Source organism: Flagellimonas ochracea (assembly GCF_009903685.1).
GTDB lineage: Bacteria > Bacteroidota > Bacteroidia > Flavobacteriales > Flavobacteriaceae > Flagellimonas > Flagellimonas ochracea.
Genome location: NZ_JAAABI010000004.1, coordinates 148,677 through 168,713 on the forward strand (window position 1 = coordinate 148,677; position 20,037 = coordinate 168,713).

The window sequence follows — 20,037 nt, forward strand, 5'->3', positions numbered from 1 at the left end:
TTCTTTTAGCCTTGGAATGCATGAAAAAATTAAGGGAAGTATTAATAACAAATATGGTTTCATTGTTACTTTTTATTTAAAAGAACAAGTTTTGCTTTGTGCTAAAAAAAATAATCGCTGGGAGGATGTTGCCAGTAGTCGAAAAGAATTATTGCGTGGATAAAGCATATTAAGATTGAGTGTTTATGCAGCAAGAAGTTTGAAATAGCTCCATGCCCAAGGAGGTGATACTATCTTAAATAGTTTTTTTCTTACTTTTTTTTACAATAAATCTCAATAAATGTAGTTTTTCTAGTTACAGCGAGATGTGTTTTTACCAGCACTGAAAGTAGTTGATTTAAAAAAAAGTAACTAACAAGTAAATTTTTTGCCAGAGCGTATGTACAAGGAAATTTATTTGGTCGATGATGAAGATTTAGTAAACACGATCAATGCAATCCATTTCCGAAAAATGGGAATGGAGGATAAAGTAAAGAGCTTCACTAATCCGGAATTGGCCTTAGATGATTTAAGATTTAGAAAAAACAAAAATGATAAAACTTTACTTCTTCTAGATATCAATATGCCCGAAATGAGTGGATTTGAATTCTTGGAGTTTATGGTTTTGGAAAACTTTCCTGAGAGCATAGAAGTATTGCTTGTAACGTCTTCCATATCCCAAGTGGACAAGGAGGAGGCAAAAAAATATGGAAAATTTGTGAAACGATTCATTTCAAAACCTCTACAAATTGAACATTTGGAAGACTATTTACAAGCTTCGTTCACTTGATAAAAAACTACTTTCTATTCGTTATTCGTTGAAACGATGTCAACCCATAAGTACACGTTAAGGGATTTCATTTTTTGGCCCTAAGAAAGTTGATTTTATTTTGCCAAATGGGCTAAAACTATGGTTCTTCTTGATTTGAGGCAGACCTACTCTCCGTTCCAACCCCTACGGCAATGCCTTCCATCCCCAATTCGGGAATTACCAATAGCGGTATCTGGGTGTGGAAAGCCGTTTTTTTAACTATGGGTTCTCGGGTCATTTGCTCCATGTAGCTATGTTGGTAGTTTAGCAAGGCCAACAGATGTATATCCAGTTCTTTTGTAAAGATTTCCAAAGTTTGTGAAACAGAATGCAGTTCAGAAACGGTATGCACATAGTGTTCCACATCACTCAAATATCTTCGGAGCATGTTCAGGTTAAATTGTTGCAATTCCGATAACGCCTTAATACCATATTGAACGTGCACAATGCGTATTGTTGCTTGGAACATTTTGGCCATATCCAATAAAGGTGTCAACTCTGATAAGGTGTAGAACCGATTGAAATCTGTGGCAAAAGCAATTTCGTTGGGTGTAACATAATCAAAATGTTTTGGGATGGCCAAGATGGGACATTTTTTGATGCTCTTTATGATGCGTACGGTATTGCTCCCCATAAAAATCTCGTCAATGCCTGAAGCTCCTTTGGTACCGGTAATCACTAGATTTATACCAAAAGTATCTACCATGTCCTTAACTTCTTCCACCAAAAGGTTGAAAGAAGAAACAGTCTTAAAATGATGTTTAGGATTTTTGTATTTCCCCTTGATTTGGGCCACTGTCTTTTGAAGATTTTTTTCGGATGAATCCCGAACGGCATCCACAATACGCACCCCGTCAATCATTTTAGCCATGAATCTGCTGCTGGGAATAACAGGGGTGTATGTATTCAGCAGATAGAAGGTGCATTCTTTGTCGCGAAACAATTGCATGGAATAGTCAATGGCATTCCATGCATTTTCCGAAAAATCCGTAGGTATTAAAATCTTCTGCATCACAAAAAAAATATAAGATGCAGTAAAATTAGGTGCTCACAAAGGCGAATACTATGATAAATATCAGCTTTCGAAAAAGGCTTGCTAAAACCCTTCCACAATCTCTTTGAGCTTACGCTCGTCCTTAATGGCGATTTTTTTCCCGGAAGTATGTAGATAGCCTTTTTTCTTGAATTCGGAAATGATTCGAATGGCAGACTCCGTAGCGGTACCGACCACATTCGAAATGTCTTCCCTGGAAAGGGTAAGAGCCAAGAACCCATCCTTGTCCTCCCCAAAATTGTTTTTAAGATAAAGGAATGCCTCTGCAATTCGTTGCTTTACCGTTTTCTGTGAAATGTTTACGATAACGTCATCCGCTTCTTTAAGATCGTGCGCCATGTGACGCAATACTTCCAAGGTGAAATTCGGATTTTTTTGCAAGGTATGGTTTATACTTTCTTTGGGAATAAAGCAGACTTCCATGTCGTTTACTGCCACTGCTGAAAGGTTCGTGGATTCTTCCGCAATAACCGAACGCTGCCCAATGACTTCTCCCTTAGAAGCCAATTTCACGATTTGGTCCTTCCCATTGGCGCTTAGTTTGGAGAGTTTGGAAACCCCATTTCTCACGCAGAAAACACCATTTAACTTTTCGCCTTCCTGAAAAAGAGGTTCGCCTTTTTTAATGGTTTTGGTGACTTTTGAATCTGAGACTTTCTTCAATTCCTCCTTGCTCATGGCACGGAGTGAGTTGAACTGTCGGACGATACAATTCTCACATCTACTCTCCATAATTGACATATTTACCTGATAGAAACAAATTTAAGGTTTCATCGTATAAATATACCTGATAAAAGTCATATTTTTAGATAGGAGAGTATTTCAAATTTGTCGAAGGTTAAGCAAATGTAATGGCAAACGCTGCATGTTATCATTGTGGAGATCAATGTGGAAAATATCATGTCCGCTTTGATGAAAGGGATTTCTGCTGTAATGGTTGCAAAACCGTTTACGAAATATTCACTTCGAACGGGCTGTCCACTTTTTATGATATAGAGGCCAGGGCGGGCACCACACCCAATGAGGTTCGCAAAAAATATGATTTTCTTGACAATCAGGAAATAGTGGATAAGCTGGTAGAGTTCAATGAAGAAGGCATGCAAGTGGTCAACCTCAGTATTCCTACAATCCATTGCAGTTCCTGTATTTGGGTATTGGAAAATTTGGGACGCCTGCATTCTGGCATTACCAGTTCACAAGTTGATTTCCCTAAGAAGACCGTCCGCGTTGGATACAAAACGGAAGAAATTTCCCTTAAGGCCTTGGTGCTATTGCTGGGAAGTATAGGTTATGAACCCTACATCTCGTTGGAAGCCTATAACAAAGAAAAAGGAAAGGTAGATCGCTCGCTCATCTATAAACTTGGGGTCGCCGGATTTGCCTTTGGCAATGTAATGCTGCTTTCTTTTCCTGAATATTTTGAGGTTGAGGAGTTTTGGCTGGATCAATATAAACCTGTTTTTCGCTGGTTGATGTTTGCGTTTTCCGTTCCTGTGGTGCTGTATGCTGGGCGAGATTATTTTTTATCCGCTTATAAAGGATTGCGATCACGATTGTTGAATATTGATGTCCCTATTGCCTTGGGAATATTGACCTTGTTCTTGAGAAGCACCACCGACATTATTTTTGATTTGGGCTCGGGCTTTTTTGATAGTTTAACGGGGTTGGTTTTTTTCTTGCTCTTGGGAAAATTCTTCCAGCAAAAAACCTATGCATACCTTTCCTTTGAAAGAGATTATAAATCCTATTTTCCCATTGCGGTCACCAAGTTGAATGAAAAAGGAGAGGAAGAGAGTATCCAGATTTATAAAGTGGAAGTGGGAGACCGTATCCTAATCAGGAACCAAGAGATTATCCCGGTGGATTGTCGCTTGTTGAAGGGCAACGCCGAAATTGATTACAGTTTTGTCACCGGAGAATCCCAAGCCGTTTTTAAAGAACCTGGAGAAAAGCTTTTTGCCGGGGGCAAACAGCTGTCAGGGGTTTTGGAAGTTGAGGTATTAAAATCGGTTTCTCAAAGTTATCTGACCCAACTATGGGGAAATTCCGTTTTCACGAAAGACAAGGCAGGCAATTTTCAAACCCTTACGGACAGTATAGGAAAGCGTTTTACGTTCGCTGTTTTGACCATAGCTGTGATCGCAACGGTGTTTTGGCTCTTTAATGAACCCAGCATGGCCTTGAACGTCTTCACTGCGGTATTGATTATCGCATGCCCCTGTGCCATTGCCCTTGCCGCCCCTTTCACCTTGGGCAATATGCTTAGGATATTTGGCAAGCACAAGTTTTATCTCAAGAATACAAATGCCATAGAACGCCTGTCCAAAATCAATATGGCAATTTTTGATAAAACTGGAACATTGACCACGACTCAAAAAGAAACCATTCTATATGAGGGCATGGAATTGAGCGAAGAAGAGACGGCTCTGTTAAAAACAACGCTTCGTGCTTCCAATCATCCCTTGAGCAGGTCTTTGTACGACATCCTAAAGTCCAATGCCATAATGACCTTGGATGAATTTCAAGAACATACCGGAAAGGGAATTGAAGGGCGGGTCAAGGACCATTCTATGAAAGTAGGTTCCGCAGCCTATGTGGGAAAGCATAAATCCATGTTACCTTCAAACACTGCTGTCTATATCAGTTCAGATGAAAATGTAAAAGGGCGGTTTGTGTTCAAAAATGCCTATCGCGAAGGGGTGGACAAAATTTTTGAAGCAATGGGTCGACAAATGGAAGTGGGCGTGCTCTCTGGCGACAATGATGGAGAAAGGAAACAATTACAGCAGATGCTTTCCAAAGATGCGAATATCTTGTTCAACCAAAAACCAGAAGATAAGCTCAACCATATAAAAAGAATGCAGGAAAGTCACAATGTGCTCATGGTCGGCGATGGATTAAATGATGCGGGAGCCCTTGCACAAAGCGATGTGGGCATTGCCGTTTCAGAAAACATCAATGTTTTTTCCCCGGCCTGTGATGCCATTCTTGATGCTTCTAAACTGACTTTATTGCCCAAGTTCATAAAGTTGTCCAGAAAATCCATGCAAATCATAAAACTCAGCTTTTTGTTATCATTGTGCTATAATGTGGTCGGCTTGTATTTTGCGGTCACTGGGCAATTGCTGCCTGTGGTGGCGGCAATTTTAATGCCCTTGAGTTCAATAAGCATTGTAGTGTTTGCGACACTGTGCACAAATTTGATCGGTAAGGAATTAAAATAATTTTAAATCTGATAAATGTCATTTTTTACACAATTCCATAAAACTAGTTTTACGCCTAAATTATATCAGGTATGAGTGTTATCTATGTGTTGCTGGCCATTAGCATTTCGGTTGCATTGGCCTTTTTCGCAGCTTTTCTGTTTTCCGTAAAAAGCGGACAGTATGATGATACCTATACGCCTTCAGTGCGAATGCTGTTTGAGGATGAAGTTGTGAATGACCAAAAACCTAAGAACAAAAAATCTAAACACAATCAAACAAAAAGTACAAACCAATAAATATGGAAATACAGCAGTTTAGCTACGATAACAAAATCGTACAAAAGTTCTTATACGCCACCATGCTTTGGGGTGTGGTCGGTATGTTGGTGGGCCTATTATTGGCCTTTATGTTTTTGTTCCCCAATGTAACGGATGGAATTTCATGGTTGAGCTTTGGTCGTCTTAGGCCACTTCATACGAACGCCGTAATCTTCGCCTTTGTCGGGAACGCCATTTTTGCTGGGGTCTATTATTCGCTCCAACGTTTGCTCAAGGCTAGAATGTTCAGTGATTTCTTGAGTAATTTTAATTTTTGGGGGTGGCAGTTGATCATCGTTGCGGCAGCCATAACATTACCGTTGGGCTATACCACCTCTAAGGAATATGCGGAGCTCGAATGGCCTATCGATTTGGCGATAGCTGTCGTATGGGTAGCATTTGGGTGGAACATGATCGGTACGATTTTAAAAAGAAGGCAACGCCATCTATATGTTGCCATCTGGTTTTATCTGGCAACATTTGTAACCGTAGCTGTATTGCATATATTCAATAGTTTGGAATTACCAGTGTCGGCGCTGAAAAGTTATTCCGTTTACGCGGGGGTGCAAGACGCGCTGGTGCAGTGGTGGTATGGACATAACGCCGTGGCCTTTTTCTTGACGACGCCTTTCTTGGGACTCATGTACTATTTTGTGCCCAAAGCAGCCAATAGGCCAATTTATTCATACAGACTTTCCATAGTGCACTTCTGGTCTTTGATTTTCATCTATATCTGGGCAGGACCGCACCATTTGTTATACTCCTCATTGCCTGACTGGGCCCAGAACCTGGGCGTTGTTTTCTCCGTGATGTTGATAGCACCTTCTTGGGGTGGTATGATCAATGGTCTTTTAACACTTCGTGGTGTTTGGGACAAAGTACGTAGTGATGCCACATTGAAATTTATGGTGGTGGCCATTACCGGTTATGGCATGGCGACTTTTGAAGGTCCCATGCTTTCTTTAAAAAATGTAAATGCCATAGCACACTTCAGTGATTGGATCATTGCACACGTGCACGTTGGGGCATTGGCTTGGAATGGTTTCTTGACCTTTGGCATGATTTATTGGTTGGTGCCTAAAATGTTTAAGACTACTTTATATTCCAAGGGCTTGGCCAATTTCCATTTTTGGATCGGTACTTTGGGTATTGTGCTCTATGCGTTGCCCATGTACGTTGCTGGATTTACGCAAGCGTTGATGTGGAAAGATTTTAATCCAGATGGCACCTTGGTCTACGGAAACTTTTTGGAAACCGTAACCCAGATAATCCCCATGTATTGGATGCGGGCCATTGGCGGAAGCCTTTATATTTTGGGTATGCTTATCATGGTTTACAACGTGATAGTAACCATCAGAAAAGGAAGCCATGTTGAGGACGAACTTGCCGAAGCACCGGCATTGATAAGGGTATCCAAAAGACGTGTTGCCGGTGAAACATTCCACAATTGGTTGGAAAGAAGACCAGTGCAATTGACCATCTTGGCGACAGTGGCCATTTTGATTGGTGGAATTGTTCAGATTGTACCCACAATTTTGGTGAAGTCCAACATTCCAACCATCACAAGCGTGAAACCCTATACCCCATTGGAGTTGGAGGGAAGAGACCTTTATATCCGCGAAGGATGTGTGGGTTGCCATTCACAAATGATCCGTCCTTTCCGAAGCGAGGTGGAACGTTACGGTGAATACGCGAAAGCAGGAGAATTCGTTTACGACCACCCATTCCTTTGGGGCAGTAAACGTACCGGCCCTGATTTGTTGCGCATAGGCGGAAAATATTCAGATAACTGGCACTTGAACCACATGTACGACCCACAAAGCACATCGGCAGGGTCCATTATGCCTGCCTATCAATGGTTGGTAAGAGACAGGCATGACAGAAGTGCTGTACAGAGCAAAATGGAAGCCATGGTAAGTTTGGGTGTGCCCTACACTGAAGAAGATATAGCCAATGCCGCCGATAATATGGCAGCTCAGGCAGCTCAAATAGAAAAGAATCTATATGCCGACCCTGAATTCGTACGGACCTACGAAGCGGATAAAAAATACGCGGAAGAGAACGGGGAAGAATTCATAGAAATGCGCGATAGGGAAATCGTGGCACTTATTGCCTACCTGCAAAGATTGGGTACTGACATTAAAGTTAAGGAAACCGAAGAACTATTATCACAAAACAAATAACCATGTTGAAGTTTGTAAAAAATCATATGGAGAGCATTGAGGGGGTTGCCAACTATCCCATGATATCCCTTTTGATATTCTTCCTGTTTTTCGTGGCACTCTTTTGGTGGGTGTTCACGGCCTCAAAGGAGCACATAAAAGAAATGGAGGAACTGCCATTGGACAATAACGATCAACAACGCAAACTATAAAATTATGAGCACAAGAACGCCTTGGTGGATTAGGGTCCCCTTATTATTCTTTTTAATCTTCGGATTGATGGAGTACTTCATTGATTCTGGCGATAAACCAGCCATTATTGAATATCCCATTACGCAGTTTTTCATGCTCATGGTGTTGATGATTTTGATTGCAATAGAATTGATTCTAAAGTCTATCGAAAACATAATGTTCCAAACACTTTCGGAGGAGGCCAAAGAACGATACTTGGCTTCCAAAGACAAAAAAGTAGAATGGAAATGGGCTAAGAATATGTATCAACGTCTTACCAAGAGCCGCTCCATCGAAAAAGAGGGCGAGATTATTTTAGACCACAATTATGATGGAATTAGGGAGCTGGATAATGTGCTCCCCCCATGGTGGGTCTATTTATTCTACGCAACTATCATTTTCGGAGTTGTATATCTGGTTCGTTTCCACATTGTGGGCGATTACGATCAGGCATTGGAATATGAACAAGAAGTCGCAGCTGCACAGCTGGCCATAGAAGAATACAAGAAAACGGCCAAAAACTTGGTGGATGTCAATACCGTTGAATTTTTATCCGAGGATGCTGATTTGGCGGCTGGTGAAAAGATATTCGTTCAAAATTGTGTTGTGTGCCACATGGCAGATGGAGGTGGTGGAATTGGCCCCAACCTAACCGATGAATACTGGATTCTTGGTGGAGGCGTCAAAAATGTCTTTAATACCATTTCCGAAGGAGGCAGGGACGGAAAAGGGATGGTTGCATGGAAACAGACCTTAAAACCATTGGAAATGGCACAAGTGGCAAGCTATGTACTAACTTTAAGTGAAAACACACCGGCCAATCCCAAAGCACCAGAAGGCGAAATCTGGATAGATCCTGATGCACCCCAACCAGAAGAATCTGAAGAAGAACCCGTAATGGGGCAAGTTTCAGATTCCACCGATGTAGCCATGAATTAATAGGACGGGATTGTGGACATTTTCCGCAACCCTCCATGAACAAAGATTGCGATGGAAGAAAATTTTAGGGATTCCATAGGAACGGTTACCCAAGAGGGAAAACGGGCCTGGATTTTTCCCAAAAAGCCCAGTGGTCGCTTCTATCAGTATAGAAAGTACGTCAGTTACGGGTTGCTGCTATTTTTGTTTGCCTCGCCTTTCATCAAAATAAATGGCAACCAGTTTCTGCTTTTCAATGTATTGGAGAGAAGGTTCAACATTTTTGGATTTCCTTTCTGGCCTCAAGACTTTCATCTGGTTGTGGTTTCCATGATAATTGGGGTGATTTTCATTTCCTTGTTCACCGTTGCATACGGTAGGATATTCTGTGGATGGATGTGCCCGCAGACCATTTTTATGGAAATGGTCTTTCGCCGTATTGAATTTTGGATTGATGGAGATCGTGGTGCCCAAATGCGTTTGGATAGGTCACCTTGGAATGGCAAGAAAATTAGAAAGCGGTTGTTGAAGTGGAGCATCTTCTTCATTATATCCTTTTTGATTGCCAATGTTTTTCTGGCTTATTTAATAGGGAGTGACAAATTGATAGGCTATATTACCGATGGCCCCATGGCCCATTTAGCAACTATGGTTCCCCTGTTGATTTTTACGGCCGTGTTCTATTTTGTCTTTGCATGGTTCCGCGAACAGGTCTGTATCATTGCATGCCCCTACGGAAGGTTGCAAGGAGTTCTTTTGGATGATAAATCCATTGTTGTGGCCTATGACCACAAGCGGGGCGAAGCTGAAAATGGACGGAAAAAATTCAGAAAGAATGAAGACAGGGAAGCTCTGGGACATGGAGACTGTATTGATTGTTTTCAGTGTGTGAATGTATGTCCTACGGGAATCGATATTCGAAATGGAACCCAGTTGGAGTGCGTCAACTGCACCGCCTGTATTGATGAATGCGATCATATCATGGATAGTATCAACAAACCCCGGGGTTTGATTCGGTATGCCAGTGAGGATGAGATTACAAAAAAAACAAAGTTCAGGTTTACTCCGCGCATGAAAGGATATACGGCTGTCCTAACTGTGTTGGTAGGCCTGTTGATGGGAATGCTGTTCCTAAGGAATGAGCTGGAAGCTAACATTTTGCGACTTCCCGGTCAGCTATACGAACGAAAGGACAACAATGTCATAAGCAATGTATACACCTATAAACTAGTGAACAAGACAAGCAAAGATATTGATGATGTGAGCTTTAAACTGCACTCTCACAGGGGAACCATAAAGATGGTATCCCACGATAGTTTTAGAGTGCCGGCAGAGGAACTGGCCGAAGGAACGTTGTTCATCGAAATAAACAATTCGGCACTTACCGGGGACAAAGATCAGTTGGAGATAGGTGTTTATAGTGGGGAAAAACTCATTGAGACCACCATTACCCAGTTTTTGGCACCACGGAGCTACAACTAAAACGAGAAAATAATGAAGATAAATTGGGGAACCGGAATAGTATTGGCTTTTATCGCATTCATAACCTTTATACTCTATTTTGTATATAGAATGAGTACCGATGATCGCGCCAACCATGATTTGGTGACAGAAGAATATTACAAGAAAGAATTAAGATATCAGCAAGAAATAGATGCCTCAAAAAATGCTGCTAAGATGGGAGCGGAACTTAAGGTGGCAAAATCGGAAATGGGAATTACAATCCAATTTCCAGAACAATTTGACTTTGATAAAATTAAAGGTACAGTGTCCCTTTACAGACCGTCTAACAAGCATTTGGATGTAGACTTTCCTATAAGTTTGTCCAAAACACATTTGCTCATACCTGACAATCGCTTGGTGGACGGTCGCTGGGACATTACCGTTAACTGGAGTTATGAAGGTAATACCTTTTTGCACAAAGAAAAACTAGTTTACTGAATATGCTTGCATCGGCCTTGGCTTTAGGACTTTTGGGAAGCCTGCACTGTTTGGGCATGTGTGGCCCTATTGCTTTTATGTTGCCATTGGATAGGGACAACAAAGGAAGGAAATTGGTGCAAATGGGCATATATCACATAGGTCGGGGCCTAGCGTACGCAATCATGGGGCTGGTTTTCGGATTTGTGGGCAAGGGACTATATCTTTTTGGTTTTCAACAAAAACTGTCCATTTTTATTGGTGGAATTATGATTTTATTGATATTGATGCCTAGTAAATATGTAAAAAGGTTGGGCATGGCAAAACCCATTTACAGGGTTCTTGGCCAGCTGAAATCCAGATTGGGAAGTGAACTTAAAAAGAGGACCCCTGATACCTTTTTGACCATTGGGTTTTTAAACGGATTTTTGCCCTGCGGGCTGGTTTATATGGCTCTTTTGGGAGCCATAGCATTGGGAAATCCTTGGGAAGGGGCACTTTATATGGCTCTGTTTGGCATAGGAACTATTCCTCTCATGACTTCCGCCGTATTTTTTGGTTCTTTTTTAAAAGGGGAGACTCGGAAGATGGTCCAAAAAATGGTCCCTGTTTTTGTCATTATCATAGGAGCGCTTTTTATACTGCGTGGTTTGGGACTGGGCATTCCGTATGTTTCACCCAAAGCCCCCCCGAAAGTAGAAGTGGCAACCCATAATTTGGAATGCCATTGACCTTTTTTCATTTATTAGAAACAAGTTGGACTTCACTGACCAATATCATTTTTTTTAGCTTAAAAAAGTAACAGTTTTGCAACCCAGGTTACAGAACCAAAGTTGGTCAAAAACTAACTTTATGCAGTAACGCAAAATTCTAAAAACCATGAGAGTACAACAGATTTATACAGGATGCTTGGCCCATGCGGCCTACTATTTGGAAAGTAGGGGGGAAGCGGCCATTTTTGACCCATTGCGCGAGGTACAACCTTATATTGACCGAGCCGAAAATGACGGAGCCAAGATCAAATACGTATTTGAGACCCATTTTCATGCCGACTTTGTAAGCGGCCATTTAAACCTGAAAGAAAAAACAGGAGCGACCATTGTTTTTGGTCCAACTGCCAAGCCTGGATATGATGCCTTGGTTGCAGAGGACGGGCAGGTGTTTGCGGTGGGTGATTATAAAGTGAAAGTAATACATACCCCTGGGCATACCATGGAGAGCACAACCTATCTTTTAATCGATGAAAATGGGAAGGAGCACGGAATCATAACAGGTGATACTTTGTTTATTGGAGATGTAGGCAGACCAGATTTGGCCCAACACGTGGTATCCGAACTCACAGAGGAAAAGTTGGCCGGACACCTGTATGATTCACTACGGAACAAAATCATGCCCTTGAGCGATGACCTCATTGTATACCCGAATCACGGAGCTGGATCAGCCTGTGGTAAAAAAATGAGCAATGAGACCACTGATACGTTGGGCCATCAGAAAAAGACAAATTATGCCCTCCGCTCAGACATGACCAAGGAGGAATTCATCAAAGAACTGTTGGAAGGGCTTACCACTCCACCTGGGTACTTTCCACAAAATGTGCTTATGAATATTCAAGGCTATGAGAGTATTGATACTATTATGGACAGAGGTATAAACCCTTTGTCTCCTGAAGCTTTTGAAGCAGCGGCTAATGAGACCAACGCCTTGGTTTTGGATACTCGGAATGCTGAAGAGTTCTCGAAAGCCTTTATTCCCAATAGTATCAATATAGGACTTAAAGGAAATTTTGCCCAATGGGTCGGAGAGATGATACCTGATGTCAAACAGCAAATATTATTGGTTTGTGAGCCAGGAAAGGAGGAAGAGGCCATCATACGCTTGGCCCGGGTAGGTTATGATAAGACCTTGGGTTATTTGGAGGGAGGCTTTGACAGTTGGAAAAAGTCTGGAAAGGATATTGAAAAGGTGCAACGTATGGATGCCGATGCTTTTGCACGGGTATATAACGACAATCGACCTTTGGTAATCGACGTGCGTAAAAAGAGCGAATTCGATTCGGAACATGTAATCGGCGCCCTGAACATTCCATTGAATGCCATTAATCAACACTTGGCGGAGTTTCCCAAGGATAATGAATTTGTTTTGCATTGTGCCGGAGGATATCGGAGTATGATTGCAGCATCTATCCTTAAACAACGAGGCTGGGAAAATTTTGTGGATGTTTCTGGGGGATTCGATGATATTAAGACAAAAAATGTTAAAGTCTCGGAGTTTGTTGAACCTAAAACAATGCTATAAACCTATGATGGCCACTATCGAAATTCAAAATTTAAACTGCGGGGGCTGTGCCAATTCGATCAAAAAGAACTTGGAAAAATTGGAGGGTGTCTCTAAAATACAAGTTAACGTGGAAAAGAGCGAAGTGATGTTTGAACCTGCTTCGGAGCTTCATGTGGAAAAAGCTAAGGAATCACTCAAAGGCTTGGGTTATCCCGCCATTGATGATGCCAATAGTATTTCTTCAAAAGCAAGATCATATATGAGTTGTGCCACAGGCAGATTATTACAGCATTAGCATGAATTAATGTTCTAATAAATAGGAAGGGTTGTCGAGTGTGATGATCCTTCTTATTTTTAACCATTATTGTATATTAAACATAATATGAAAATAACAACAGTTGAAGAAGCTGTCTCGATTGTAAAATCTGGAGACCGGGTATTTTTCCAAGGAGCTGCCATGACCCCTAACGAACTAATTGATGGCTTGTGCGAAAGATACGATGAACTTGAAAACGTGGAAATCATCTCCATCCATACTGAAGGAGATGCGAAATATACCCGAGAACCGTATCAAAAAGCATTTAATCTTAATTCTTGTTTTGTAGGCGGGAATGTCAGAAACTGGGTAAACAAGGCCCACGGGGATTATATTCCCGTTTTTTTGAGTGAAATACCTTGGCTTTTTGCTGATGAATATCTTCCATTGGATGTGGCTTTTGTACAAGTATCACCTCCTGATAAGCATGGATATTGCTCATTGGGCGTATCGGTGGATGTGGCTTTGCCAGCAGTAAGAACGGCCAAAAAAATTGTGGCGCAAATAAATCCTCATGTTCCTCGCACGCACGGCACCGGAATAGTACATAAGGATGAAATTATATTCGCTACTGAAGTCGACAGACCGATTCACGAACATGAACCCACTGAAATTTCGGAGGTTGAGCACCAAATTGGTCGGCATGTAGCATCTTTGATAGAGGACGGGGCAACACTGCAAATGGGAATTGGCAACATCCCAAATGCGGTGCTTTCCAACCTTGGAAACCATAAAAATCTAGGTATACATACCGAAATGTTCTCCGATGGAGTCTTGCCACTGCTGGAGAGTGGTGTCATCAATGGAAAGGAAAAAGTAATAAAACGTGGTAAGATAGTTAGCTGCTTTGCAGTGGGATCCAGAAAACTTTACGATTTTGTTGATGACAACCCAATTTGCGATTTTAGGGATTCTGGGTATACAAACGATACGGCTAGAATCCGCAGAAATCCTAAAGTTACTGCCATCAACAGTGCCATAGAAATCGACCTAACCGGCCAAGTTTGTGCAGATACCATTGGGGGCTATCAATTCTCTGGAGTTGGTGGACAAATGGACTTCATTCGTGGGGCATCGCTATCCAAGGGAGGGAAACCCATAATTGCAATGTCCTCCACCACAAAAAAGGGAGTTTCCAAAATCACACCATTTTTGAAACTGGGAGCGGGTGTGACCACTACACGGGCACATATGCATTATGTTGCCACTGAGTATGGGGTGGTAAACCTTTTTGGAAGGAATCTACGACAGCGAGCTATGGCTTTGGTCTCCATTGCACACCCAGACCACAGGGAAGCCCTAGAAAAAGAAGCCAATGAAAGGTTCAAGTAATAGTAAAGTTTGAATGCAAAAAGGGAGGTGCTAAGTGTACCTCCCTTTTTGTTTCAATTACATCAAACAAAAATGGCAATCACTAAATTTTGAAGGTTATCACAGGTGCCTTGGAGTGATTGGCGATATCTTCACCAATGCTTCCCATAAAGAAATGTGACAAGCCTTTTCTACCATGTGTTGGGATACCGATTAAATCTGCCGAAATGGACTCGGCGAAATTAAGGACCCCTTTTTCCACGTTGTAATCATTATAAATTTCCACTTCTAGATCCAAATTGGCCTTTTTTAGAAATGCCGATATTTTATCGTAGGTATCTTGAGTACTCAAAAACTCGTCCCCGGGAGTATTCACGTAGATGGGGATTAATTCGGCATTGAGCAATTTTGCCATTTCCACTGCCTTTTGAAGGGCAGGGATGTTTTCTTCCTGAAAATCACAGGCAAACACAAAATTTTTGGGCTCGAATTTGTCAACTTCTCCCTTGATGACCAAAACAGGAATATCGGAATTTCGAACTACCCGCTCGGTATTGGACCCAATAAAGATTTCCTGAAGGCCATCGGTGCCATGAGAACCCATCACAATAAGATCTGCATTGTGTTTTTCAGCAACATCATTCACTTCGCTGAACACCTTGTAATGTTTGATGACAGGAGTAATCTGGACTTCTTTTAAGTAGGGTCTATCGAGAAAATCATTGAATCTTTTTTCCCCTATCTTTATGAGATGTACCACCTGTTCTTGGGACACGTAGCCCGATTCGCTCATAATGGCAGGCGACAGTTCCAACATGTGCAGCACAAATAGCTCGGCATCGTGCTTTTTGGCCAAGGAGCCTGCCACTTTAAGGGCTTGCTCCGATTGTTCTGAAAAATCTACGGGTACGATAATGCTTTTCATTTGTTTCTTTTTTTTAGGTTAAACGGTCATGGAAAATATTCGGGTTTCTGGCTTTTTTCGATGTAATTTTAAATCGAAGGCCATACTTATGTTTCTAACAAAAGGTCTTCCTTTTTCGGTGACCTTGATATGGTTCGGTCCAACGGTTACGAGGCCATCAGATTCCATTTCCAATAAATTTTCAATGATCTTTTGAAAATCAATTATTTCTGACTCCGAGTTCACCCACGAGGTTTCAAATTGACACATAATGTTTAAAATGTGCTTTCTGATGAGTTGATCCTCTGCATTCAAAATGTGTCCCCTAAAAATAGGGATAACTCCGTGCGAAACCAAATGTTCGTATTCTTCCACACTTTTTACGTTCTGTGCAAAGCCATACCAACTATCACTGATGCTGGATACGCCCAACCCAATCATTAATTTGGTTTTTGAAGGAGTGTACCCCATAAAATTTCGATGTAAGGTCCCCTTGGTCAAAGCCTTGTACAGGTCATCCGATGCAACGGCAAAATGATCCATGCCTACATCTTTGTATCCAAAGGAGGTCAACATTTTTTTACCCAATTCGTACTGTTGTTTTTTGGCTTCGGTAGTGGGTAGGTCCGACTCTTTGTACCCCCGTTGTCCGTTTCCCTTTAACCATGGAACATGGGCATAACTGTAAAAGGCAATCCTGTCAGGTTTTAAAACTTGTGTCATTTCCATGGTTTTCTCCACGTGGGACACCGTTTGGAAAGGCAGCCCATAAATTATGTCATGCCCCACTGAGGTGTATCCAATCTCTCGGGCCCAGTCGGTCACTTTTTTAACATTTTCAAAAGGTTGTATGCGGTTTATTGCTTTTTGAACGGTATCATTATAATCCTGCACACCGTAGCAGACCCTTCTAAAACCGACATCATATAATGCCTTCAGATGGGCCCTTGTGGTGTTGTTCGGGTGTCCTTCAAAGCTAAAGTCAGCATCATCCGTTTTTTTACCGAGTTGAAGAATTCCTTTTACCAAAAGTTTTAAGTGCTCCGGCGAAAAGAAAGTGGGTGTACCTCCGCCCAAATGAAGTTCCTTTATTACGGGCCTGGCGTCTAGGAGTTCACAATATATCTTCCACTCCTTTAATACTGATTTGATATAGGGCAGTTCCAGCTCGTGCCTTTTGGTGATGCGCTTATGGCATCCGCAAAAGGTGCACATGCTTTCACAAAAAGGAAGATGTATGTAGAGGCTTATGCCATCGTCTGGGCTTTCCTGAAAAGCTTTCAACACTGTTGACTTCCAAAGTTTTCCTGAAAAATTTTCCAAATCCCAATAGGGTACTGTAGGGTAACTAGTATATCTTGGACCTGGAACGTTGTATTTTTGAACGAGTTCACACATATTTTGCCATTATAATCCAAAATTAGGTCTGCCCAAGAACAAAAAACATGATAATTATCAGTGCCGTTCTGAGTGGTGCATATGATAACTGTCATGTTTTATATATCTTGGGATTTGTAGTTTTAAAAATTCTCTTAAAACAATCAATGTCCAATAACTATGGGAGAACATATAAAACAGAGCAAATTTGACGAGGTAGAACGCAAAACATTTGTGGAAAACTTGATCGACGATGTAAAAGCCTTGGAAATACTTTTAAAGCGAGGGCTTGTAGAAGATGACGTGATTAGGGTGGGGGCAGAACAGGAAATGTGCATTATTGATAAAGAATTTAGACCTGCCGGGGAGTCCATCAAGCTTTTGGAACTTATAAATGATGATCACTTTACCACAGAACTTGCCAGTTATAATTTAGAGGCGAACCTGGACCCTTTTGTGTTGGAAAAGGATTGTTTCAAAAAAGTTGAAGAACAATTGCTGTCATTGCTAAAAAAAGGTAAGACCCAAGCAGAAAAACTAGATATAAAGATACTTTTGGCGGGGATACTCCCAACAATCAGTCGTGCGGAGATGGAGATGGATTTCATGACCCCGATTCCGCGCTATTATAAATTGAATGACAACCTGAGAGCTTGCAGGGGAAAGGATTTTAGAATTAAAATAAAAGGAGTGGATGAGTTGTCCCTCTATCATGATTCGGTGCTTTTTGAAGCTTGTAACACCAGTTTTCAGCTTCATTTACAGATTGCCCCGAACGATTTTATAAAAAGCTACAACTGGGCGCAGGCCATAACTGGCCCAGTATTGGCAGTTTGCTGTAACTCTCCGCTTCTAATGGGGCGTGAACTATGGAAAGAGACGCGAATAGCGCTCTTCCAACAAAGTTTGGATACCCGTAAATGGACCAACGCCTTAAAGGACCAAATGCCAAGGGTAGGCTTTGGAGATCATTGGCAAACAGGTTCCATTGCGGAAATACTTAAAGAAGATATTTCCGCCCACCGGATAATTCTAACAAAACCCATAATACACAATTCCCTACAACTTTTGGAAAATGGTGCGATTCCCAAATTGGAGGCGCTCAATCTATTCAATGGTACTGTATATAGGTGGAATCGGCCTTGTTATGGGGTGGGCAACGGAAAACCTCATGTACGCATTGAAAACAGGTACATTCCCTCTGGGCCCACTGTAATTGATGAGATGGCCAATTTTGCCTTTTGGGTAGGCCTTATGGTTGGAAGACCCAAAAAATATGATGATATGTCGGCTATTATGGACTTTAGGGAAGCCAAACTCAATTTCATTAAAGCAGCCATCAATGGAAGACAGACCGTGTTTTCTTGGTTGAACGAAACCCGATCTTTGGAAAGTCTTGTTCTTGATGAATTGCTGCCAATAGCTTATGAGGGGTTAAGAAAATTCAATGTGGATGAAAAAGACATCAATCGATTGTTGGGAGTAATCGAAGCAAGAGCTCGAAAAGGAACCGGAGCAGAATGGCAGGTTACCAATTTTAGAAGGTTAAAAAAACAGATGAAGCTGGATAGTGCCATAGTGCAACTTACAAAGGCCATGTATAACAATCAGCAAACGGAATCTCCGGTCTGCGATTGGCCCCCAATTGAGCACGCCGAAGAAATTGCTGAATCCTTTCAATGGGTGTCGCAGGTAATGTCTACCAAACTCATGAAACTTCAGGAGGATGATTATGCCAATTTAGCGGTGGCCATTATGCAGTGGAACAACATTCACCACATACCTGTTGAAAACACCGAAGGAGAATTGGTAGGGCTTTTAACTTGGAGCCATATAGAGAAGCTGGGAAAAATTAAGAACAATAATGATATTAGGGTATCGGATATCATGATAAAGAAAGTGGTGACAGTGAGACCAAGAACAAAGATTGAGACAGCCAGACAAATAATGGAAGAATATGAAATAGGGTGCTTGCCCGTTTGTTCAGGTTCCTATTTGGTAGGCATCATTAGTAAAGTGGATCTGTAATTATGCCAGAAGTATATAGCAAAGCCCTTGATGAGACAATTAAAGTTGAGCGAATTATAGATCATTTAAAAGGAGAACAGGATGGTCCAACTTTGGTGTTTTTTGCAGGAATACATGGCAATGAACCGGCAGGGGTTTTTGCACTCAAACATGTTTTGAAAGAGCTAAAAATTCAAGAAACTCCTGTTAATGGCGAGGTATATGCCATAGCAGGGAATTTGAATGCCCTCAAAAAAAGTGTTCGATTTGAGAAGGAAGATCTGAACCGAATTTGGTTCCCCCAGAGAATTAAAGATATAACAGCACAGGAACATTTGAACAATGAAGAGGAAGAGTTGGCATCAATTTTTGACCTAATCAATAAAATTCTCCAGAATGGAAAGCCTCCCTTTTATTTCATCGACCTTCATACCACATCCAGCGATACATATCCATTTATAGTGTTGAATGATAGTTTGTTGAATAGAAAATATGCATCCAATTATCCACTGCCAACAATATTGGGAATCGAAGAATACCTCGAGGGGGCCCTGCTAAGCTACATAAATGAACTGGGCTATGTTTCTTTGGGTTTTGAAAGCGGAAGTCATGATGATATCAAGGCGATTAAAAACAGCATTGATTTCATTCGGTATACCTTGGGCATTACCTCGGCAGTGCCTTTTAAGGAGCAAGAAATGTTACGACTTAGGGAGGAAATCTTTAGATCTGGAGGAGTGTCCAATCGATTTTACGAAATATATTATCAATATGACATTGAGCCAAAGGATCAGTTTGAGATGCTTCCCGGATTCATCAATTTTCAAAAAATATGCAAGGGTGTTGAGTTGGCCACAAATAATGGTGAAGTTCTGACAACCAAAGGGAAAAGACAGATTTTTATGCCTTTGTACCAAGATCAGGGAAAAGAGGGATTCTATTTCATAAGACCCATTCCGAGAATATTACTTTGGATTTCCAAGGGCCTACGGAGGTTCAAGGTAGATCATCTTTTGGTGAAACTGCCGGGCGTAACTTGGAAATCCATTAGGAAAGATGCTTTGGTGGTGGATCAGCGGGTTGCCAAGTTTTTAGCTAAGTCTATTTTTCACTTGTTGGGCTACCGTGCCAGACAATTCGATAGAACGCATTTAGTGGTTAAAAGCCGGGAAATTGCCTCTAAGACGAAAGAGTATGCCAACACCAAATGGTTTTAAAAAAAAGACCTGGAATGTGAACTTCCAGGT

Annotated in this window: 18 protein-coding genes; 14 read left to right on the top strand and 4 right to left on the bottom strand. The window is 41.5% G+C overall.

Going from position 1 to position 20,037, the window contains the following annotated elements:
* The first annotated feature begins 379 nt into the window (after positions 1 to 379).
* The gene (locus GTQ34_RS12360; protein WP_166524119.1) at positions 380 to 769 is read left to right on the top strand and encodes a response regulator; all 390 of its coding nucleotides are present in this window, start codon (positions 380 to 382) and stop codon (positions 767 to 769) included.
* Positions 770 to 887: 118 nt separating this feature from the next.
* Here the strand turns inward: GTQ34_RS12360 and GTQ34_RS12365 are convergent, their stop codons facing one another.
* Positions 888 to 1,802: a universal stress protein gene (locus GTQ34_RS12365; protein ID WP_166524120.1), complete on the bottom strand. Its 915-nt coding sequence runs from the start codon at positions 1,800 to 1,802 to the stop codon at positions 888 to 890.
* 84 nt (positions 1,803 to 1,886) lie between these two features.
* Positions 1,887 to 2,576: a Crp/Fnr family transcriptional regulator gene (locus GTQ34_RS12370; protein ID WP_166524121.1), complete on the bottom strand. Its 690-nt coding sequence runs from the start codon at positions 2,574 to 2,576 to the stop codon at positions 1,887 to 1,889.
* 119 nt (positions 2,577 to 2,695) lie between these two features.
* On the opposite strand from GTQ34_RS12370, the gene GTQ34_RS12375 reads away from it, so the two are divergent.
* The 11 genes from GTQ34_RS12375 to GTQ34_RS12425 all read left to right on the top strand — a co-directional run bounded on the left by GTQ34_RS12375 (position 2,696) and on the right by GTQ34_RS12425 (position 14,523).
* Entirely contained in the window at positions 2,696 to 5,068 is a 2,373-nt protein-coding gene (locus GTQ34_RS12375; protein ID WP_166524122.1) for a heavy metal translocating P-type ATPase, read from the top strand.
* A gap of 71 nt (positions 5,069 to 5,139) precedes the next feature.
* A complete protein-coding gene (gene ccoS / locus GTQ34_RS12380; RefSeq protein WP_166524123.1) occupies positions 5,140 to 5,346 on the top strand; it encodes a cbb3-type cytochrome oxidase assembly protein CcoS in 207 nt (68 codons plus the stop codon).
* Between the two features lie 2 nt (positions 5,347 to 5,348).
* Positions 5,349 to 7,550: a cytochrome-c oxidase, cbb3-type subunit I gene (gene ccoN / locus GTQ34_RS12385; protein WP_166524124.1), complete on the top strand. Its 2,202-nt coding sequence runs from the start codon at positions 5,349 to 5,351 to the stop codon at positions 7,548 to 7,550.
* 2 nt (positions 7,551 to 7,552) lie between these two features.
* Positions 7,553 to 7,741: a CcoQ/FixQ family Cbb3-type cytochrome c oxidase assembly chaperone gene (locus tag GTQ34_RS12390; RefSeq protein WP_166524125.1), complete on the top strand. Its 189-nt coding sequence runs from the start codon at positions 7,553 to 7,555 to the stop codon at positions 7,739 to 7,741.
* A 4-nt stretch (positions 7,742 to 7,745) separates the two neighbouring features.
* Entirely contained in the window at positions 7,746 to 8,699 is a 954-nt protein-coding gene (locus GTQ34_RS12395; protein ID WP_166524126.1) for a cbb3-type cytochrome c oxidase N-terminal domain-containing protein, read from the top strand.
* Positions 8,700 to 8,750: 51 nt separating this feature from the next.
* Positions 8,751 to 10,160, top strand: a complete 1,410-nt coding sequence (gene ccoG / locus GTQ34_RS12400) for a cytochrome c oxidase accessory protein CcoG (protein WP_166524127.1) — start codon at positions 8,751 to 8,753, stop codon at positions 10,158 to 10,160.
* A gap of 12 nt (positions 10,161 to 10,172) precedes the next feature.
* Positions 10,173 to 10,619, top strand: coding sequence for a FixH family protein (locus GTQ34_RS12405; protein ID WP_166524128.1), 447 nt, complete (start codon positions 10,173 to 10,175; stop codon positions 10,617 to 10,619).
* A 2-nt stretch (positions 10,620 to 10,621) separates the two neighbouring features.
* Positions 10,622 to 11,329 (top strand): sulfite exporter TauE/SafE family protein, encoded by a 708-nt coding sequence (locus GTQ34_RS12410; RefSeq protein ID WP_166524129.1) that lies wholly within the window; start codon positions 10,622 to 10,624, stop codon positions 11,327 to 11,329.
* A 148-nt stretch (positions 11,330 to 11,477) separates the two neighbouring features.
* Positions 11,478 to 12,893 (top strand): MBL fold metallo-hydrolase, encoded by a 1,416-nt coding sequence (locus tag GTQ34_RS12415; protein ID WP_166524130.1) that lies wholly within the window; start codon positions 11,478 to 11,480, stop codon positions 12,891 to 12,893.
* Between the two features lie 4 nt (positions 12,894 to 12,897).
* Positions 12,898 to 13,170, top strand: a complete 273-nt coding sequence (locus GTQ34_RS12420; protein ID WP_166524131.1) for a heavy-metal-associated domain-containing protein — start codon at positions 12,898 to 12,900, stop codon at positions 13,168 to 13,170.
* 87 nt (positions 13,171 to 13,257) lie between these two features.
* On the top strand, positions 13,258 to 14,523 hold the full coding sequence (locus GTQ34_RS12425; protein ID WP_166524132.1) for an acetyl-CoA hydrolase/transferase family protein: 1,266 nt from the start codon (positions 13,258 to 13,260) through the stop codon (positions 14,521 to 14,523).
* Between the two features lie 82 nt (positions 14,524 to 14,605).
* Here the strand turns inward: GTQ34_RS12425 and GTQ34_RS12430 are convergent, their stop codons facing one another.
* Positions 14,606 to 15,427 carry a universal stress protein gene (locus GTQ34_RS12430; RefSeq protein ID WP_166524133.1) on the bottom strand — a complete coding sequence of 274 codons (822 nt, stop codon included), beginning with the start codon at positions 15,425 to 15,427 and terminating at the stop codon, positions 14,606 to 14,608.
* Between the two features lie 18 nt (positions 15,428 to 15,445).
* Positions 15,446 to 16,804 (bottom strand): oxygen-independent coproporphyrinogen III oxidase, encoded by a 1,359-nt coding sequence (hemN, locus tag GTQ34_RS12435; protein WP_166524134.1) that lies wholly within the window; start codon positions 16,802 to 16,804, stop codon positions 15,446 to 15,448.
* 159 nt (positions 16,805 to 16,963) lie between these two features.
* On the opposite strand from hemN, the gene GTQ34_RS12440 reads away from it, so the two are divergent.
* Together GTQ34_RS12440 and GTQ34_RS12445 are read left to right on the top strand one after the other, a co-directional pair.
* Positions 16,964 to 18,811, top strand: a complete 1,848-nt coding sequence (locus tag GTQ34_RS12440; RefSeq protein ID WP_166524135.1) for a glutamate-cysteine ligase family protein — start codon at positions 16,964 to 16,966, stop codon at positions 18,809 to 18,811.
* 2 nt (positions 18,812 to 18,813) lie between these two features.
* Positions 18,814 to 20,007 (top strand): succinylglutamate desuccinylase/aspartoacylase family protein, encoded by a 1,194-nt coding sequence (locus GTQ34_RS12445; RefSeq protein ID WP_166524136.1) that lies wholly within the window; start codon positions 18,814 to 18,816, stop codon positions 20,005 to 20,007.
* The last annotated feature ends 30 nt before the right edge of the window (positions 20,008 to 20,037 follow it).

Bases quoted from the DNA above. Each gene is read 5' to 3' on its own strand.
- GTQ34_RS12420 (WP_166524131.1), top strand. From the start codon at position 12,898: ATGATGGCCACTATCGAAATTCAAAATTTAAACTGCGGGGGCTGTGCC.
- GTQ34_RS12440 (WP_166524135.1), top strand. From the start codon at position 16,964: ATGGGAGAACATATAAAACAGAGCAAATTTGACGAGGTAGAACGCAAA.
- ccoN (WP_166524124.1), top strand. From the start codon at position 5,349: ATGGAAATACAGCAGTTTAGCTACGATAACAAAATCGTACAAAAGTTC.
- GTQ34_RS12430 (WP_166524133.1), bottom strand. From the start codon at position 15,427: ATGAAAAGCATTATCGTACCCGTAGATTTTTCAGAACAATCGGAGCAA.
- GTQ34_RS12390 (WP_166524125.1), top strand. From the start codon at position 7,553: ATGTTGAAGTTTGTAAAAAATCATATGGAGAGCATTGAGGGGGTTGCC.
- GTQ34_RS12425 (WP_166524132.1), top strand. From the start codon at position 13,258: ATGAAAATAACAACAGTTGAAGAAGCTGTCTCGATTGTAAAATCTGGA.
- GTQ34_RS12360 (WP_166524119.1), top strand. From the start codon at position 380: ATGTACAAGGAAATTTATTTGGTCGATGATGAAGATTTAGTAAACACG.
- GTQ34_RS12405 (WP_166524128.1), top strand. From the start codon at position 10,173: ATGAAGATAAATTGGGGAACCGGAATAGTATTGGCTTTTATCGCATTC.
- ccoG (WP_166524127.1), top strand. From the start codon at position 8,751: ATGGAAGAAAATTTTAGGGATTCCATAGGAACGGTTACCCAAGAGGGA.
- GTQ34_RS12395 (WP_166524126.1), top strand. From the start codon at position 7,746: ATGAGCACAAGAACGCCTTGGTGGATTAGGGTCCCCTTATTATTCTTT.
- GTQ34_RS12445 (WP_166524136.1), top strand. From the start codon at position 18,814: ATGCCAGAAGTATATAGCAAAGCCCTTGATGAGACAATTAAAGTTGAG.
- ccoS (WP_166524123.1), top strand. From the start codon at position 5,140: ATGAGTGTTATCTATGTGTTGCTGGCCATTAGCATTTCGGTTGCATTG.
- hemN (WP_166524134.1), bottom strand. From the start codon at position 16,804: ATGTGTGAACTCGTTCAAAAATACAACGTTCCAGGTCCAAGATATACT.
- GTQ34_RS12370 (WP_166524121.1), bottom strand. From the start codon at position 2,576: ATGGAGAGTAGATGTGAGAATTGTATCGTCCGACAGTTCAACTCACTC.
- GTQ34_RS12415 (WP_166524130.1), top strand. From the start codon at position 11,478: ATGAGAGTACAACAGATTTATACAGGATGCTTGGCCCATGCGGCCTAC.
- GTQ34_RS12410 (WP_166524129.1), top strand. From the start codon at position 10,622: ATGCTTGCATCGGCCTTGGCTTTAGGACTTTTGGGAAGCCTGCACTGT.
- GTQ34_RS12375 (WP_166524122.1), top strand. From the start codon at position 2,696: ATGGCAAACGCTGCATGTTATCATTGTGGAGATCAATGTGGAAAATAT.
- GTQ34_RS12365 (WP_166524120.1), bottom strand. From the start codon at position 1,802: ATGCAGAAGATTTTAATACCTACGGATTTTTCGGAAAATGCATGGAAT.